Raw genomic sequence first — 16355 nt, 5'->3', positions numbered from 1 at the left:
CCTCGTCTCTATCTGCTGTCAGCTTGTGTAATCCGAATCTGGCTGATTTGGATTAGACTGATTCTGATCAGGGTGACTATTCTCAGAGGTCTGATCAGCCTGCCCGGGCTGGTAAGGCTGATAGGGTTGCTGCGCATCAGAGGTATCGGCTGTTTGCCCGGCAGGAGCTTGGCCGTATGGCGCCTCTTGTCCTGCCTGTGGTGCCTGTTGAGCTGAATAAGCCTGGTTATAATAAGGTGAATAGGGTGATTGGCTTGGGAATGAATTCTGGTTATATGGGTTATACGGCTGCTGGTTCTGGCTTTGGCCGTAAACAGGTGCCTGAGTAAAAATCTGACCGTAGGATTGGGCTTGCCTCTGGGCAGAAGCCTGGCTCCGCCGTAGTTGAGACACAAAGAACTGTGGATTATCTTCGGGTTTGTCAAAGCGCTGGCCGGCAAACTTGGGTCCCAGACACATGAAAACAAGAAAAGCAATGTTAAGTCCCAGACTGATAATTATGAAAGCGAAGGATCCGCCGAATATTTCAAATATGTTCTCTGCAATATCCGAGGGGGTTATATATGAGAGTGAATAATTGTATGATTCTGCGATGTCTACCAGGGAAGAGAAAAAAACACCCGCTAGGATAACTCCTAAAATTAGCTGGCATATATAATAGCCGAGAAGCCACCAACCGCTATGATTACTGTCATGCAGACGGCGGGTTTCAATTGCCAGCGAAGGAACAATAAGGATCAAGTTATAAATAGTGACGACAAAAGTCCCAAAACCGCCAACAGCACTGGGAGATTCGCTTCCTGCTAGTGCTGTAAGGGTGACGATAATAAATAGCCAGGCAAGTGGGATAAGAATACGGGTAGTCAGGAATGCGAACCAGAATTCTGATCTGGAAGCCCGACCGTTGAAAGTGGCGTATTTTTTAAAAAATCGGGAGAATGCCTTGGGAAGCGAGATCCCATACCAAGGCAGGCCCAGGGGAGGCTGTGTGTGCCCTGTGGGTGAAATAGCTGGAGTGTAGGAAGAGTGGTCGGGCTGTTGCTGATAAGTCATGGTACCTTCTACTGATCTGTTACTTTTCGTATTAAATTGACATGTACATTATATATAAAGTGTCCAACATTCGTCTTAACGCAAGGGCACAATGGTTAAGTTGTTATACTGAACACCAAGCATCCGAATGGCAAAAAGCTACGGATGAAAGATAATCAGAGGAAAATGCAAGAAAATACTAAGACCGCCCGGCAGCAGAAAGAAGACAGCCCTATTCATCTACCGCATAATGTTCGCTTGAGGTTTTGCCCTTCACCTACCGGGATTCCTCATGTGGGGATGATCCGCACAGCTCTTTTTAACTGGGCTGAAGCCCGGCATACCAAGGGAACTCTGGTATTTCGCATCGAAGATACCGATGCTGCCAGAGATACAGAAGACAGCTTCAACCAGATTGTTGAATCTTTGGATTGGCTGGGAATTACGTGGGATGAAGGCATCAGGGTAGGAGGACCGCATGGCCCCTATCGGCAGTCAGAAAGAATGGATATTTATGCTGATGTCGCCGCTAAGCTCCTCAAAGCAGGTTATGCTTATGAATCCTTCTCTACAGCAGAAGAGACCAAGAAACGCAACCTGGCTGCAGGCAGACCGGCTGAATTTGGTTATGACGGATATGACCGTACTTTAACAGACGAGCAGAAGGAAGCCTTCCGTCAGGAGGGTCGTAAGCCTGCCCTTCGCATAAAAATGCCTGATGAGGATATTACTTTTACTGATCTGATTCGAGGCGAAATTACCTTCAAAGCTGGGTCAGTTCCTGACTATGTGGTTGTTCGTCCCAACGGCGATCCTCTCTATACTCTGACCAATCCTGTTGATGATGCTTTGATGGATATTAATATGGTCTTGCGGGGAGAAGATTTGCTGAGTTCTACACCCCGACAGATTGTTCTCTATCGTTACCTGATGGAGCTGGGGATAGCCAAGCAGATGCCCCTCTTTGGACACATGCCCTATGTGATGGGAGAGGGCAAGAAAAAGCTGTCGAAGAGGGATCCGGAATCCAACCTCTTCCTCCACCGGGATCATGGCTTTATCCCAGAGGGTCTTTTAAACTACCTGGCTCTCTTGGGCTGGTCTCTAGCCCCAGATCGGGATGTTTTCTCCATGGATGAACTGGTAGAGAATTTTGATGTTCGGGATGTAAAGGCCAATCCGGCTCATTTCGATCTGGATAAGGCAATTGCCATCAATGCAGAGCATATTCGGATGCTGGACGGACAGGACTTCCTCAATCGCAGCGTTCCCTACCTTTTCCGGGACAAAATAGTCAGCGCCGATACGTGGGATGGGCTGACTGACCGGGAGAAGCGGATACTGACTGCGGCTGGTCCTTTGGTTCAAACCCGGGTTCGCCTTCTAGGCGAGGTGTCTGGTATGGTTTCTAGCCTTCTGAGCCGGGAAGAGTTTCTGGAGCCTGATGCAGCCGCCCGCAAGCAGCTTAAGGATTCAGCTCCTGATGTTCTGGATAAAGCCTTGGAAGCTCTGCAGAATATTGATAACGAATCTTGGAAGGCGCAGACAATTCATGAAACCTTGAACAAGGTCCTCATCGAAGACGCTGGCTATAAACCCCGCCTGGCTTTTGGTCCAGTCCGCGTGGCCTTGTCCGGCAGACGGGTGTCTCCGCCACTGTTTGAATCTGCTGAAATTATTGGCAAAGATCTAACTTTGGCGCGACTCGCCCAGTTGCGGAAATACCTCTAGTTGTGTATACTCGCTTTTTGTTGCTTAAAAAAGCGGCAAAAGTGAATACGCCCCTGTCGTATAGCGGTCTAGTACGTTGCCCTCTCACGGCATTAACACCGGTTCAAATCCGGTCGGGGGTACTGGTTTGTACAGGCCTTGTTCTAAAATTGGTAGTGCAAACAATTGGGGTATGGTGTAATTGGCAACACAGGTGATTCTGGTTCATCCATTCTTGGTTCGAGTCCAGGTACCCCAGCCATAAAAGAATAAACAGCGAGAAGGCCTCCATGTGGAGGCTTTTTGTTTTCTCCTACCGATAGCTGGCAATATGACAATGACGACTCACACTCCGGATCTGTCTCAGCGTAACGCAGACGGGGTCTTGTGCGATGCAACTCATGTGTCGGTTTCCGCTCAGCTGGGTAGGCTTCAGTTTCATAAGTCGGGCAAGTTTCGCCTTCTTCAGCTGGCCGATATTCAGGACGGGCCTAGGGTCAGCAAAGATACCATAGCCCTGATTTCCGCTGCTTGTGATGCTGCCCGGCCTGATCTGGTAGTTTTTTCCGGCAATCAGGTAGCTGGATATGATCCTGCTTATGCCTCTACTTTTCTTAAACGACCCTGGTCGGCCAACTGGGCGGATTCGTCCCTGTCTGACCGGGACAGGCAGAAGAATCTCGATCAAACTGCCAGACTGGTACGGGCAGGAATCGAGCAGTTTCTCAAACCCCTGATTGACCGATGCATACCTTTTGCTGTGACTTATGGGAATCATGATACTCAGTGTGGCCTCGATATTGCTACTCTGGATGCCATATATAGGGAATTCCCTGGTTGTCTGAACCCCAAGGCCGTTGCCTGCGATCCTAAAAATCCCCAGCTATTGATGTCTTCTGATCTGACTGATCAAAAAATATACGCCTGCGAGCCAGGTACTTTTGCCCTGCCGGTGGCCAATAATGATGGTTCTGAGAATGTCTTGGGAATTGTTCTTTTGAATTCCGGGACGTATGCTTTGTCCGGCGGCTGTGGATCTCCCTCTCTGGACGCGCTCGAATTTCTGCGCAGCCTTCCTGCTTTTATTCAGGCCCAATCTATGGTTTTCCAAAACATTCCTGTTCCCCAGTATTACCGTCTTTTAAGACCTGTTCCTTCTACCCGGGCTCATGCTGTTCAGGGGTATAGGACCTTTGACGGTTCTTACTACGAAATTGATCCTGATGCTACTGTTTCCGGCAGCTACTTAGGAGAGGGGATTTCTTGCCCGGATAAGGATTCGGGGGAGTTTGACATTCTTTCTTCGTCCGGCAATTATTTTGCCCTGGCGGCAGGCCATGATCACCGCAATGGATTTGCCGGGCAAGTGGACAATCTGCTGCTGGTAGCTACCCCTACCTGTGGCTTCGGCTCATATGGTCCGGCTCCTGCCAAAAGGGCTGCCCGACTTTTTGAGTTTGATATTCGTCATCCTTTCCAGCCCCGCACTCAACTGTTGGAATTTGGTGAGATTGTGGGTAAGCCTTCATCGAAAAAGGCATATTCCTTTGGATCTAACTATGTTCCCAGGTCAGGGGAGGAGTCCTACGATCTGATCAAGAAGAAATCATTGTGGGGCAGGCTGATTCAGAGGCTGCGCACCTGGTTTAGATGAAATCCCATTAACTGGTAATCTGGTAACTAGGCTTTCTCACAGGCCAGTGTGGGAGATAGCATCGCTCAGATGTTTGGCAGCGCTCAGAACAATGGGGGCATAAAGATGCCCCGGATGGACACCCATCCGTTCGGAAGGCCCAGACAGATTAATGGCTGCGATAACCTGGCCGGAAGCGCTGCGGATGGGGGCGGAAACTGAGGAAACCCCGATTTCTCTTTCATTGACTGATTCTGCCCAGTCTCTGCGGCGAACATCGGACAGGGTTTTGCTGCTGAAATGAGCGGTTACCATAAGATCCCTCCAGGTATCGGAAGGCTCCCAGGCAAGAAGTATGTGAGAAGCTGCTCCGGCTGTTAAAGACAGACAAGTGCCAACAGGGACACTGTCCCGCAGGCCGGTGGTTTTTTCCACAGAGGCAATGCAGACTCTCTGGTCTCCCTGGCGGCGATAGATTTGCGCCGATTCGCCAGTCCTATCGTGGAGGGACTGCAGAATAGGCATGCCCGCTGCCAGCAGATGGTCATTGCCTGCAGCAACAGCGAGCTCGGCGAAACGGGTTCCCAGAACAAACCTGCCCTCCGAATCCCGGTCAACAAAATGATGGATTTCCAATGCGGTGGCAATTCTGTGAGCTGTTGGGCGGGAGAGTCCGGAACGATTTGTCAGTTCCACCAGGGTTGCTGGCCCGGCTTCCAGGGATGCCATAACTATAGCTGCCTTGTCTATAACACCAACATTAGAGTGCAGGGCTTTCTCGCGGCTTATGCTGTCTTTGTTCAAAGGAGCAATGGAAACAGCTGATATGCTCTCAGAATGAGCTACCTGCTGAGGATCCTGAAAGATTGACAAAGCTGTCCGGGATTGCTGCAGGGAACTACGTTCAGCGCCATGGCTGCCAGTCTTGCTCCATCCTTCTCGACCGGTATGGGAAGAATCCTGGTTTAGGGCAGCGGCTGTACGTTTTCCGGCAGTTATTTCTGTTCCGGGGGGAAAGTGGAGGTCACTGGTGTAGGAATAATCATCCTCGAGTGTATCCGTCCTGATAACTGGTGTAGTCTCAGGGTTCTGGTCTGTTCGAGCGTCCTTTGCTGAGGAATCCGCAGACTGGGAGTGTTTTTGGGCTTCATCCTGCTCGCGCTGGCGATTTTCTGAAGCGAAATGAAGTTCATAGACGGGCACGAAAGTAGAAGGAATGGTCCAGCTGGTGGTGTTGGGCCTGAGATTTCGCATTTTCTGCTCGCCTGGGTGTGCTGAAGACAGGGAATCGAGGCCCTCCCTGTGTTGAGAAGATTCGTCTGCGCTCATCGCTACCTCACCCTACAAACCTGGATATGTGTATGGTACTTTTTATAGTGTCTCATAATCCGGACATTGAAATGGACCCGAGTGTTTCTTCTCTCAGTGTAAGTACAGACTCGTTGATGACTTTCACTAAGTATGCACAGCCTATATGGAATAATGAAAGGGACTATGTGCAGCCGTTTTCTTAACATTTCGCTCTCAGATTGTCTCGAGACTAAGATGGAATACGGCTCTGCTGTGCGTGTTGGATTAGCCATAAGCGTGCTTTGGTGCGGGATGGATCTGTTTTAAGGAGTAGTAGTGAGCGCTGTAAGGCCAGAGAACGATGTTTTGCATGTTGAAGGTGGCAAGCCACTGAATGGTACTATCAAAGTAAGGGGAGCCAAAAACCTGGTCAGCAAGGCTATGGTTGCTGCCCTCCTGGCCCCGGGTAACTCAGTGCTGAAAAATGTTCCGGAAATTCGCGATGTTCAGGTGGTATCCGATCTTCTTCGTCTGCATGGAGTCGATGTTGATGTTAATGGCAGCACGGGGATAGTAACCATCGATGCCCATCATGTAGAGATGCCAGCCGTGTCTGATGTGGAGACCCTATCGGGTGCTTCCCGCATTCCTATTCTTTTCTCCGGCCCCCTCCTTCACCGTCTGGGAGAGGCTTTTATTCCCACCCTGGGTGGCTGCCGGATTGGGGACAGGCCTATTGATTTCCATCTGGAAACCCTGCGAAAGCTGGGAGCTAATGTAGATAAGGAGCATGAAGATGGAATTCATATCACGGCTCCTGATGGATTAACCGGGGCGAAGATCCATCTCCCCTACCCCTCGGTTGGCGCCACAGAACAGACCATCCTGGCTGCAGTCCTGGCTGATGGCAAGACTGAACTGTCTGGGGCAGCGGTTGAGCCGGAGATCATGGATTTGATTGCTATCCTGCAGAAGATGGGAGCCGTCATCTCCGTAGATGTAGACCGGACCATCCGCATTGAAGGAGTAAAGGAACTCAAAGGCTACACTCATACAGCCCTGACTGACCGGATCGAAGTTGCTTCTTGGGCTTCTGCTGCCCTGGCTACTCGTGGTGATGTCTTCATCAAGGGAGCCACCCAGCCCGAAATGATGACTTTCCTCAACGTTTACCGAAAGGTCGGGGGCGAGTTTGAGGTTACTGATGAGGGGATTCATTTCTGGCATCCAGGCGGGGACCTTCACGCCGTAGCTATTGAGACTGATGTTCACCCTGGATTCATGACCGACTGGCAGCAGCCCCTGGTGGTTGCCCTAACTCAGGCCAAAGGCTTGAGTATTGTTCATGAGACGGTTTATGAGAATCGTTTTGGCTTCACCAAACCCCTGGTACAGATGGGGGCAACTATTCAGCTTTACAAGGAATGCCTGGGATCTCTTCCCTGCCGTTTTAAGCAGCGCAATTTTGAGCACTCTGCTGTTATTTTTGGGCCCACACCTCTCATCGGCAGGGATATTGATGTGCCGGATCTGCGCGGAGGCTTCTCCCACCTGATCGCTGCCTTGGCTGCAGATGGCCCTTCCAATGTCCATGGAATTTCCCTGATTGACCGCGGGTATGCTGATTTCCGTGGTAAGCTGACTTCCCTGGGAGCCCGGATAGACTAAGAACAAAAATTGATTTTCCCGCCAAACGGGCACAATAGGAAGTATGGTATCAGCTGGAAAAGTTTCATCCCGTAAAAACGTCAGACCTTTAAGCAATGAGCAGGTACAAAAGCTGACAGCCAGGCATGTCTGTGTGGATTCTACCTATGATCTGCCTACCGGCCCTCGACGGATCAATACCCGGGAGGTTAATGCCCAGAATCCCAAAGCAACAGCCCGACTGCTGGCCGGAGTTTCCCATGTGCTCAGGCACCGAATGAAACTCAAGGTTTGGGGTCTGGAAAGAGTGCCAGAAGATGGAGTCTTCATTACAGCTGCTACCCATGTGACCCAGTTCGATGTTTTTGTTCCTATGATGTCTCTTTTTCATCAGGGCAGACGGCCCCGCTATATGGCCAAAGCAGAGATGGCTCACTGGCCGGTAATTGGCAAATGGTTTCAGCTGGTTGGTATGCAGCCAGTGGAGAGGCATAAGGGCAAAGCTCAGGCGATTGAAGAAGAATCTATAGAAATACTGACCTCAGGCAGGCCGTTGACAGTCTGGCCGGAGGGAACTGTCACTCGGGATCCTGGCCGCTGGCCTATGAGTTTGAAATCTGGTCCTGCCCATATTGCTTTGGAAGCCTCCCGCCGCCTGGGTTATATGGTTCCTCTCCACTGTTCTGTGACCTGGGGGGCGGCCAGCATTAATCACTTCTGGCCCTGGCCTCGGAAGAATGTGGTTATGTGCTTTGATAACCCCCTTCCTTATACGGATCTGTTGACTGATGCTCAATCCTGGGGGCAGGAACCTCCCAGGGAATTGGTCAGGGAGCTGACAAACAGAATTCGTCAACGGATGGAAAATATTATGGCAGAAATTCGTGGGGAGGAACCGCCAGCAGAGGGATTGTGGGATTACCGCACTATGTCGCGCCGTCCCCGGCCTGAATTATCCGCTGATGTCTCTCTGGAAGCTCTGCCAGACTGACAGACCGACTCGCCCAGAGGCTGTGTGTCATTATGGGCCAGATACAAGTTTTTCTCAGATAAATCCCATCTTCTGTATTAGAATTATAAGCGGAACATATTCGCGAGGCTGCTCCGACTCATAGCCGGAGCCAGTCCAGGACCTCAACAATAAAGGAATGAGGATGGCAGCAGTAACAGTTTTAGGTGCAGGTGCTTGGGGAACAGCTTTTGGCCAGGTTCTTGCTGATGCAGGAAATCAGGTGACTATGTGGGCCATTGAGCCGGAGATTGTGGATGCCATTAATACTCTGCATCAGAATCCGGTTCGCCTGCCCGTTGTAAAACGGTTGCCCGATTCCATGCATGCCACGCTGGATCGGGGAGAGGCTGTGAAAAATGCAGAAATCATTATTGTAACCATTGCAGCCCAGTTTGCCCGCCAAGCTTTGGAAGAATTCCGTGATCTGATTCCTGATCAGGCTATTGTTGTCTCCCTGATGAAGGGAATTGAGCGGTCAACAGATAAGCGGATGGACCAGGTGGTGATGGAAACCCTGCACCTCCCTGCCTCCCGTTTTGCCTGCCTGTCTGGTCCTAATCTCAGCAAGGAAGTTGCCCTCCGTCAGCCGGCTGCTGCTGTAGTTGCCAGCCAGGATCATGACACGGCTGTAAAAGTGGCTACGGTGGCAACGTCCAAGTATTTTAAGATTTTCTCCTCTACCGATGTCATTGGGGTAGAGATGTGTGGATCTTTGAAGAATGTGGTAGCTTTGGCTGTTGGCATGTCCCGGGGAGCAGGTTTTGGTGAAAACACAGCTGCCATGATTGAAACCCGGGGGCTGGCTGAACTGACTCAGCTGGGAGTTGCTGCCGGCGCTCAGGCACAGACTTTCGCCGGTCTGGCTGGGGTGGGTGACCTGGTTGCTACTTGCGGATCCCCCTTAAGCCGTAACTATACTTTTGGCTCCAATCTGGGAAAGGGCATGAGTGTGGATCAGGCTACCAAGGTCAGCAATGGGGTAGCCGAAGGAGTTCCTACTACTGCAGCAGTTGTCGCCCTGGGCGAGAAATATGGGGTCCCCACACCTTTGGCCTCTGCTATGCTGCGGGTCCTGAACGAAGGTATTGATTGCGGAGAGATGCTGGAAGATCTCTTTGGCGACGACATTATTGATGAATAATCACAAATAATCATAATGATGGATGAGCATAGTGATAGATAGTCATATATCTGGGAAGGGATGCATCATGTCTGATAATCTGTCTGATTCTAAGCGAAAGCGTATTGCGATTCTTTATGGGGGAAGGGCAGATGAACACCCTATTTCCTGTATTTCTGCCGGAAGTGTTCTGCGGGCACTTGATACCAGCAAGTTTGAGCCGGTGCCCATTGGGATTACGAAGAATGGTACCTGGATTACAGATGGGGTAGACCCTCGTGAATGGAATTTGGGATCAGGTGCCCTGCCTGCTGTGGAAGAAACTGCGTCATCCCGGCGGGTTGTTTTGGATCCTTCTGCCGGCTCTGAGGGATTCCTGGTCTTCAACAGGCAGACAGGAAAGAACGAGTCTTTGGGCCATATCGATGCCGTTTTCCCCGTGCTTCATGGGCCTTATGGGGAAGATGGAACTATTCAGGGCCTGCTGGAGATGATGGGAATTCCCTATGTTGGCTGCGGGGTTTTTGCTTCTGCCGCTTGCATGGACAAACACTATACTAAAGTTCTCTTGTCTCAGGCTGGTATTCAGGTTGCCCCAGGCATTACTCTCGACACGCGTTCTTACCATAGGGACAGCCACTTTGTTGCAGATGGAGAAAGTTTGCTTCAGGCTGTGGATCGGGCTGGTCTACAGTACCCGCTTTTTGTGAAGCCTTCTCGAGCAGGTTCCAGTTTTGGAGTGACAAAAGTCGACTTCAGTCAGGACAAGTCCCTCCTGATGAATCGGCTTTCTGCCGCAGTGTTTGAGGCAGCTAATCACGATTGGCGAGTCCTGATTGAGCAGGGGATTGACGGCCGCGAGATTGAATGTGCTGTCCTGGCTGCCCGGCCGGGAAGTCTGCCTGAAACGTCCCTTCCTGGCGAGGTTGTGCTGGACGCTCCGGATGATGATACATTCTATGATTTTGATAGTAAGTACATGGACTCGCAGGCTTCTCATGTGGAAGTTCCAGCTCATTTGCCCCAGAAGCTTCTGGAAAAGGTTCGTCAGACAGCAGGTCAGGCTTTTCTGGCTGTGGATGGCCAGGGATTGAGCAGGGTAGATACTTTTGTTACTGCCGACGGTCAGGTGCTGGTCAACGAAATCAATACCATGCCTGGATTTACACCAATTTCCATGTATGCCAAGGCGTGGGAAGCTATGGGACTGTCATACAGGGAGCTTATTTCCCGGCTGATCGACGGGGCGCTGAATTAGGTGAATTTGTGCTGATTGGGTTCGGCGCTAATCCTTTGTCTGTTTTCCCGAGCGCGTACTGCCAATCCGGCGGAGGCTTCCAGAATGACGAGGTTTATTGAATCGTCGCATCTGGGTGGTCGAAATTGCTTCCACCTTATCTGGATTAGCTACCACCCCAATTTGGCGGATGACTTCGGGATTGGTTGGAGATGCTGATATATCCGATGGCTTTCTTTCATTTTTACCACCAACTGCGCCTGAAGAACGGTTCCTTCTTTTTTTACGGTTTTCCCGCGATTCTGTTGCTGATACCAGTTTTTTCAGGATTCTGTTAACATAGGGGTTCCCCTGTGCCTCCTGAGAATTTTTGCTTAAAGTCTGGCCACGATCTTTGTCTTGATTTCTTGGAGGGTTCACCATGGAAGGTTGTTTTAAGTTTTCCCTGGACCGCTCCTGCACCACGGCTTGCGGCGCGATTTCGCCCTGCTTGAGTTGCTTGGAAGGCTTAAAAGCTATTGTTTCCTGATTATCTTCTACTGGTACCGGCCCAGCCAGAGGCTCTTCACTGCCATTCTGAACTATGTAATCTTCTCCGGCAATGGCCCGGGACGCTGCATCAGCGATCTGGGCAAAACTTACTCCGTGGGCAGCATAGAGTACTATTTCGCCAGTAATCCCATAAGGACTGAAGCCAGTAAAACGCACTGACGGGTTAGTTTTCTTCAGACTTAACTGAGAAGTTGCACGGCCAACTAATTCCAGAATTCGTTTGCTGGCCATAGAAACATTGGTGTCGCCTCTCATAACAAAGGGAACGGTAGTGAAAGCAGCGTTGGTGGTGGGCAGTTTTTCCAACTGTGTGGAGTTAAGAACCGAGTTGGGGATCCAGATTTCGCTGCCTGTGCGCTCGCGAATTATGGTGTGACGCCAGGTAATGTCTTTAACAGTTCCCACAGAATCGTTGATTTTAATGGTGTCTCCTGGGGAAATAACCTTTCCCATCATAAGAGTGAATCCTCCGACCAGATTTGAAATAGTATCCTGCAAACCGAGGGATACGGCAAGACCACCAACTCCCAGAGCAGCGATGAAGGTACTGGGAGTAATGCCAAAAACAGGTTTAAGAACAATTAAAACAGCTATGAACCAGAGGAAAATGCGGAGGATGTTGATGAACAGGGTGGCGCTGGGGAGTTTGGTCCGGTTAAAAGCTGTTTGAGTAAGGCGGGTAACCCACTTTATAAGAAAAAAGGCGACAACAAAAGTGACGACAAGATAGATGATTCTGGAGGACCGGGCAGAAAACCAGGCTTCAATAGTGCTCCATTTGGTAGGGAAGGTAAGTCCGACTGTATTCATACCTGTATTTTTGCACATTTTTATGAAGAAAACTATGAGTAAACTGGATAATTTTCTGAGTTTTTGCATTGTGGGTGGTGTGTGGCTGCTGGTTGGGGTGGGTGGCGTGTTTTTGTTGGGTGGTGTGGTTTTGTTGGACTGGTTAGTGTGGGTTTTGTTTTTTTTGGGAGGTTAGTGGGGGGGGGGGAATGATGGAGTGTTTCTTGCAGGCTATGGAATGGTGGTGTAGAGTGTGTGGCAAGAAAGAATGTTATTGTTCTGTTTTTCATGTTTTCTGGTACGCCGATGGGGGTGTCTGGTGGGTGAGTCTGGTAGGGTGTCTGCTGATTGTAGAGCTTATCTTGTTTCTTGTAGTCCCGTGTTTTTTCTTCGGCGGTGGGTCAGGTGGTGTGTTCTCGTGTGTCTTGTCTGGTGTATGGTTTTCTTGTCGGCGTGTTCTCCCCGGGTGAAGATGATACCCTTCCAGGAGGTGTCCTTGAGGGATGTGGTGGCTGTTATTTCCTTGAACCCTCAGTATGAGGAGGAGGTGCGTAAGTCTGGTGGGATGGTGGTGTTCATCAGGAAAGATGGCTCCTACCAGACAATCAAAACCGCCGGCATGGCCTATCAAAAGCCCCTGTGGACGAGGAGGGGAGTGTTTTTTGCTGACTATCGGACAAACTATTTTATTAGCTCGTCATCTCCTTACCAGCATCGAGAAGTAGCTAGCCCGAAAACCCTCTTCCAGAACACGATTATAGAAGATCCTCAAGGAGAAGCTGTGGGTATTTTTGATGTCGGGTTTACAGCTGATATTAAAAACACCCTCCAACTCATCCCCCTATCCTCCAAGAACTTACACACCATCACCTCAGAGATTATGTCGTCCAGTGCTTTTTGTGGCACGCACTTATGGGGATTACGGGAGGGGCCGGTAGATGAGGAAAAAGGGTTAAGCTATTTCATGCTTCGTCAGATAGCACCGTTCTCCTCGAAAAAGTTTCTTATAGACAGCGCCAGTAAGAAACTGTCTGCTGGTGGCATATGGACTACTTATTGTGATCGTGGGGAGTATGTTTCTGTCGCGTCTTATAACCCTCGGGAGGATATTTCTCAACCTCAGATCCTTAGGTGGAATATTCACACCGGTAAACCCACTCTTATCCCTATCAGGGATAAGAACAACCATCCTCTTACTGTCCCTTACGATCAGTCACAAAGCTACGATAGAGGAAGTTTCAGCCCTGATGGGTCAACCCTGGTTTTTGTGTCCTATGAGACGGGGGACCTGATCCAGGTAAATACGCATACCGGTCGTATCCTCCACCGGTTCAACCCGAAGCCCCTACCCCGCACCATATCGGATAATGATCTTCTGCAGCATCATAATGATTTTTCTTCGACCCGCCACTATTATAGTATCCTACGTATTCAGTATGGAAGTGGAGGAAAATTCCGCCCGGTTCAACTGTTTTTTATTAACAAGACAACACGAAAAACCGAGATAACCATCACCCTGAATCAAACCCTAACCAAACTCATGAAAGGCTACACAAAACCCTACGTATACGACGGAGGATTCACCGCCAACCCCAACCTATAAAGGTGATACTGAAATTTGATCATTCAGCCCTGGTTTTTGCCTGGCGCTGAAAAACACTCAATCCTTGCTCATGTATGGGCGTTACGCTACTATGAACACGTTGCGTATCTGCAAAGGTTTTGTGCGCCCGGAATGTACAAGGCTGCTGTGGTACGGCCAGACGTGAAACTAATGAGGAGTTAATATGGCAGCTCGCTGCGATGTATGCGGTAAAGGCCCACAGGTCGGATATTCCGTATCTCATTCACATATTCGCAATAAGCGTCGTTTCCTGCCTAACCTGCAGGCAGTCCACACTACTGTTGACGGCAGGAACGTCCGTCTGCGTGTGTGCACTTCCTGCCTCAAGGCTGGCAAGGTTCAGCGCCGCGTTGCTTAGTAAGTGATGAGCATAAAGACTTTACCCCGCCTTGTGCGGGGTTTTGTTGTTTAAGAAGGCACTATGGCTCTTAGTCTCAACTCGTCATTGTCATCGGTAATCTCTAACAAGCGTCGGGTAAGTGCATTCAAAAGTCTGGGCCTTACAACTGTAGCCGACGCCCTGTTTTATTATCCTTTTAGGGTTACTGACCCTGTGAAGTGCTGTACTCTGCGACAGGTAAAGATTGGGCAAAAGGCAGCTTTTGCTGCCACTGTGCGTCGGATCAGAGTTGTTCCCATGAACGCTAGACGGGGGTACCGGGTAGAGGTCCAGGTAGACGATGCAGATCTGGTTAATCCATCTGCGGGTCAATATGAGGGGTATGCTACTTTTACCTTCTTCACCTATAAAAAACATTATGCCGATTGGCTGTTAAGCCGGCTGAAAAAGGGGAGAACCCTTGTTGCCAGCGGAGAAGCCAGCCTATACGGAAACAATCTTCAGTTTACTCACCCGGAAATCTTAACAGTAGCAGAACCTGGGCAAGAAGATTCAGCAGATGTGGCTTCTCTTGAGGAAGGCATACATCAGCTATCAAGACCTCAGCCAATTTACCATGCCAATTCCCGAATTTCTTCCGCTCATATCCATGAATCTATTCTGGGAATTTTACAGTCGCTGCAAGATCCTATTCCTGATGTCATACCTGAGGAACTGTCAGGAACTTTTATGCATCGTTCCCAGGCGCTGATGGCTATCCATAATCCACACAGCATTGACGAATTCTGGCGGGGAATTTCTACTATGCGTTATGAAGAGGCCCTGGTGTCGCAAACCGCCCTCCTGCAGGAGCGGGAGAAAATGCAATCCAGCGATTCTTATATCTGCACAGAAACCAGCCTGACAGAGAAATTTATTCACTCCCTTCCCTTTGACTTGACTTCAGGCCAGGAAGAAGTGATAAGTCAGATTCAGACTGACATGGGTCGAGACTATCCCATGAGCCGGTTGCTCCAGGGGGAAGTTGGCTCAGGAAAAACTGTGGTTGCTCTAGCTGCTCTGCTGCAGGCGGCGAGTTCCGGATATCAAGCAGTTTTGGTTGCTCCAACTCAGGTTTTGGCCCGGCAACACTATCAGGTGATCGCCTCCATGCTTCAGAAAGCGGAAATTGATCTGCCCCTTGTTTTGCTGACCGGAGGTATGCATCTGGCTGATCGGCGCCAGGCCCTGGCTATTCCTGCTAGTGGGGTTCCCTGCATAGTAGTAGCTACCCATGCAGCCTTTTCTTCCACTTTTCAAGCTCCTCATGTGGCCCTGGAAGTTATTGACGAACAGCATAGGTTTGGGGTTGAACAGAGAGAGAAAATGCGGGAAGAATCATCTGCCATTCCTCATCTGCTGGTGATGACCGCCACCCCTATTCCCCGTTCAGCAGCCATGACCTGGTTCGGCAATCTTGATATTTCCTGGCTTACTGAGCTTCCCCAGGGCAGACAGCCGATTACATCTGTGGTAATTGAAGAAAATGACTCGCAAATTATGGGACAGATGTTTGCTCACATCAGGCATCGTCTGGATGCAGGGGAGAGGGCCTATGTGATTTGTCCCCGCATTGATGACAGTCAGGATGCTGATTCTGCTAATGGTGGAAGGGACGGTACTGAGGAAACGGATACGATAGACCTGCTGAGCTATGATGCGGATGGCATGCTGGCAGACGATCAGGAAAGGGAAAGGCCCCTGCATTCCGTATCAGAAATTGCAGCCCGGCTGGCGGGATTGCCCCAGTTCTCAGGTATTCAGATTGCTACCCTTACTGGCCGTGATGACGATGAAACCAAAGACCAGGTGATGAAAGATTTTTCTTCCGGCACCTCCCCTCTGCTTGTTGCTACAACAGTTATTGAAGTAGGAGTGGATGTTCCTGAAGCCAGCTGCATTGTTGTTTTTGATGCCGACCGTTTTGGACTCTCCCAGCTGCATCAGCTGCGGGGCCGGGTGGGGAGGGGGAAATCCCGCAGTTGGGCTTTCTTTATAAGTCGGGCTCCCCAAGATTCTTTGGCTGCTCAGAGGCTGGAAGTCATTCGTTCAACATCTGACGGGGCAAAAATTGCCCAGGCTGATTTGGAGCTACGCGGAGCCGGAGATGTTTTGGGAGACGCTCAGTCGGGCGGACGCACCTCCTTCAAGCTCCTGCGAGTGGTTAAGGATGCCGATATCATTTCTTCCGCCAGAAAGGATGCAGACAACGTGCTTGTGTCTGATCCGAACCTGAGCCAGGAGGGACATCTACAGCTGGCTGGGGCAGTTCTCGATTTTACCCGGGGTAAAGGGAATCTGCTGATTTCAACCTGATTATCATAGAAATT

General features: G+C 50.1%; 12 protein-coding genes and 2 tRNA genes. 11 read left to right on the top strand and 3 right to left on the bottom strand.

The window, feature by feature from the left end:
• Window positions 1-18: 18 nt before the first annotated feature.
• Complete coding sequence (locus SCIP_RS05900; RefSeq protein WP_006293632.1) at window positions 19-1053, bottom strand: DUF805 domain-containing protein; 1035 nt, start codon at window positions 1051-1053, stop codon at window positions 19-21.
• A 165-nt stretch (window positions 1054-1218) separates the two neighbouring features.
• Here SCIP_RS05900 and gltX point away from each other — a divergent pair, with 165 nt between their 5' ends.
• The 4 genes from gltX (at window position 1219) to SCIP_RS05880 (ending at window position 4396) form a co-directional block, all read left to right on the top strand.
• On the top strand, window positions 1219-2763 hold the full coding sequence (gltX, locus tag SCIP_RS05895) for a glutamate--tRNA ligase (protein WP_006293633.1): 1545 nt from the start codon (window positions 1219-1221) through the stop codon (window positions 2761-2763).
• A 49-nt stretch (window positions 2764-2812) separates the two neighbouring features.
• A tRNA-Glu gene (locus SCIP_RS05890) sits at window positions 2813-2885 on the top strand.
• 44 nt (window positions 2886-2929) lie between these two features.
• Window positions 2930-3004 (top strand) — tRNA-Gln (locus SCIP_RS05885).
• A gap of 69 nt (window positions 3005-3073) precedes the next feature.
• Window positions 3074-4396 (top strand): metallophosphoesterase family protein, encoded by a 1323-nt coding sequence (locus SCIP_RS05880; RefSeq protein ID WP_081442846.1) that lies wholly within the window; start codon window positions 3074-3076, stop codon window positions 4394-4396.
• A gap of 36 nt (window positions 4397-4432) precedes the next feature.
• Here the strand turns inward: SCIP_RS05880 and SCIP_RS08340 are convergent, their stop codons facing one another.
• Window positions 4433-5242, bottom strand: a complete 810-nt coding sequence (locus tag SCIP_RS08340; RefSeq protein WP_407695025.1) for an IclR family transcriptional regulator — start codon at window positions 5240-5242, stop codon at window positions 4433-4435.
• Window positions 5243-6001: 759 nt separating this feature from the next.
• Between SCIP_RS08340 and murA the strand changes: the two genes are divergently transcribed.
• From murA to SCIP_RS05855, 4 genes are all read left to right on the top strand, one after another.
• Entirely contained in the window at window positions 6002-7333 is a 1332-nt protein-coding gene (gene murA / locus SCIP_RS05870) for a UDP-N-acetylglucosamine 1-carboxyvinyltransferase (RefSeq protein ID WP_006293637.1), read from the top strand.
• Between the two features lie 43 nt (window positions 7334-7376).
• Window positions 7377-8303, top strand: a complete 927-nt coding sequence (locus tag SCIP_RS05865; protein ID WP_006293638.1) for a lysophospholipid acyltransferase family protein — start codon at window positions 7377-7379, stop codon at window positions 8301-8303.
• A gap of 163 nt (window positions 8304-8466) precedes the next feature.
• A complete protein-coding gene (locus tag SCIP_RS05860; RefSeq protein ID WP_006293639.1) occupies window positions 8467-9465 on the top strand; it encodes an NAD(P)H-dependent glycerol-3-phosphate dehydrogenase in 999 nt (332 codons plus the stop codon).
• A gap of 67 nt (window positions 9466-9532) precedes the next feature.
• On the top strand, window positions 9533-10702 hold the full coding sequence (locus SCIP_RS05855) for a D-alanine--D-alanine ligase family protein (protein ID WP_048349277.1): 1170 nt from the start codon (window positions 9533-9535) through the stop codon (window positions 10700-10702).
• Window positions 10703-10729: 27 nt separating this feature from the next.
• Here SCIP_RS05855 and SCIP_RS07555 read toward each other — a convergent pair whose 3' ends face one another.
• Window positions 10730-12043 (bottom strand): mechanosensitive ion channel family protein, encoded by a 1314-nt coding sequence (locus tag SCIP_RS07555; RefSeq protein WP_006293642.1) that lies wholly within the window; start codon window positions 12041-12043, stop codon window positions 10730-10732.
• A 415-nt stretch (window positions 12044-12458) separates the two neighbouring features.
• Here SCIP_RS07555 and SCIP_RS05845 point away from each other — a divergent pair, with 415 nt between their 5' ends.
• The 3 genes from SCIP_RS05845 (at window position 12459) to SCIP_RS05835 (ending at window position 16341) form a co-directional block, all read left to right on the top strand.
• Entirely contained in the window at window positions 12459-13625 is a 1167-nt protein-coding gene (locus tag SCIP_RS05845) for a TolB-like translocation protein (RefSeq protein WP_050752394.1), read from the top strand.
• Window positions 13626-13809: 184 nt separating this feature from the next.
• A complete protein-coding gene (gene rpmB, locus SCIP_RS05840; RefSeq protein WP_006293644.1) occupies window positions 13810-14004 on the top strand; it encodes a 50S ribosomal protein L28 in 195 nt (64 codons plus the stop codon).
• Window positions 14005-14067: 63 nt separating this feature from the next.
• A complete protein-coding gene (locus tag SCIP_RS05835; RefSeq protein ID WP_006293645.1) occupies window positions 14068-16341 on the top strand; it encodes an ATP-dependent DNA helicase RecG in 2274 nt (757 codons plus the stop codon).
• Window positions 16342-16355: the final 14 nt, after the last annotated feature.

The sequence above is a fragment of the Scardovia inopinata JCM 12537 genome (assembly GCF_001042695.1).
Taxonomy (GTDB): domain Bacteria; phylum Actinomycetota; class Actinomycetes; order Actinomycetales; family Bifidobacteriaceae; genus Scardovia; species Scardovia inopinata.
This window is presented reverse-complemented; position numbering and strand designations above follow the sequence as displayed.

Bases quoted from the DNA above. Each gene is read 5' to 3' on its own strand.
- SCIP_RS05865 (WP_006293638.1), top strand. From the start codon at position 7,377: ATGGTATCAGCTGGAAAAGTTTCATCCCGTAAAAACGTCAGACCTTTA.
- SCIP_RS05900 (WP_006293632.1), bottom strand. From the start codon at position 1,053: ATGACTTATCAGCAACAGCCCGACCACTCTTCCTACACTCCAGCTATT.
- SCIP_RS05845 (WP_050752394.1), top strand. From the start codon at position 12,459: ATGGTTTTCTTGTCGGCGTGTTCTCCCCGGGTGAAGATGATACCCTTC.
- SCIP_RS05855 (WP_048349277.1), top strand. From the start codon at position 9,533: ATGTCTGATAATCTGTCTGATTCTAAGCGAAAGCGTATTGCGATTCTT.
- SCIP_RS07555 (WP_006293642.1), bottom strand. From the start codon at position 12,043: ATGAATACAGTCGGACTTACCTTCCCTACCAAATGGAGCACTATTGAA.
- gltX (WP_006293633.1), top strand. From the start codon at position 1,219: ATGCAAGAAAATACTAAGACCGCCCGGCAGCAGAAAGAAGACAGCCCT.
- SCIP_RS05835 (WP_006293645.1), top strand. From the start codon at position 14,068: ATGGCTCTTAGTCTCAACTCGTCATTGTCATCGGTAATCTCTAACAAG.
- SCIP_RS05880 (WP_081442846.1), top strand. From the start codon at position 3,074: ATGACAATGACGACTCACACTCCGGATCTGTCTCAGCGTAACGCAGAC.
- rpmB (WP_006293644.1), top strand. From the start codon at position 13,810: ATGGCAGCTCGCTGCGATGTATGCGGTAAAGGCCCACAGGTCGGATAT.
- SCIP_RS05860 (WP_006293639.1), top strand. From the start codon at position 8,467: ATGGCAGCAGTAACAGTTTTAGGTGCAGGTGCTTGGGGAACAGCTTTT.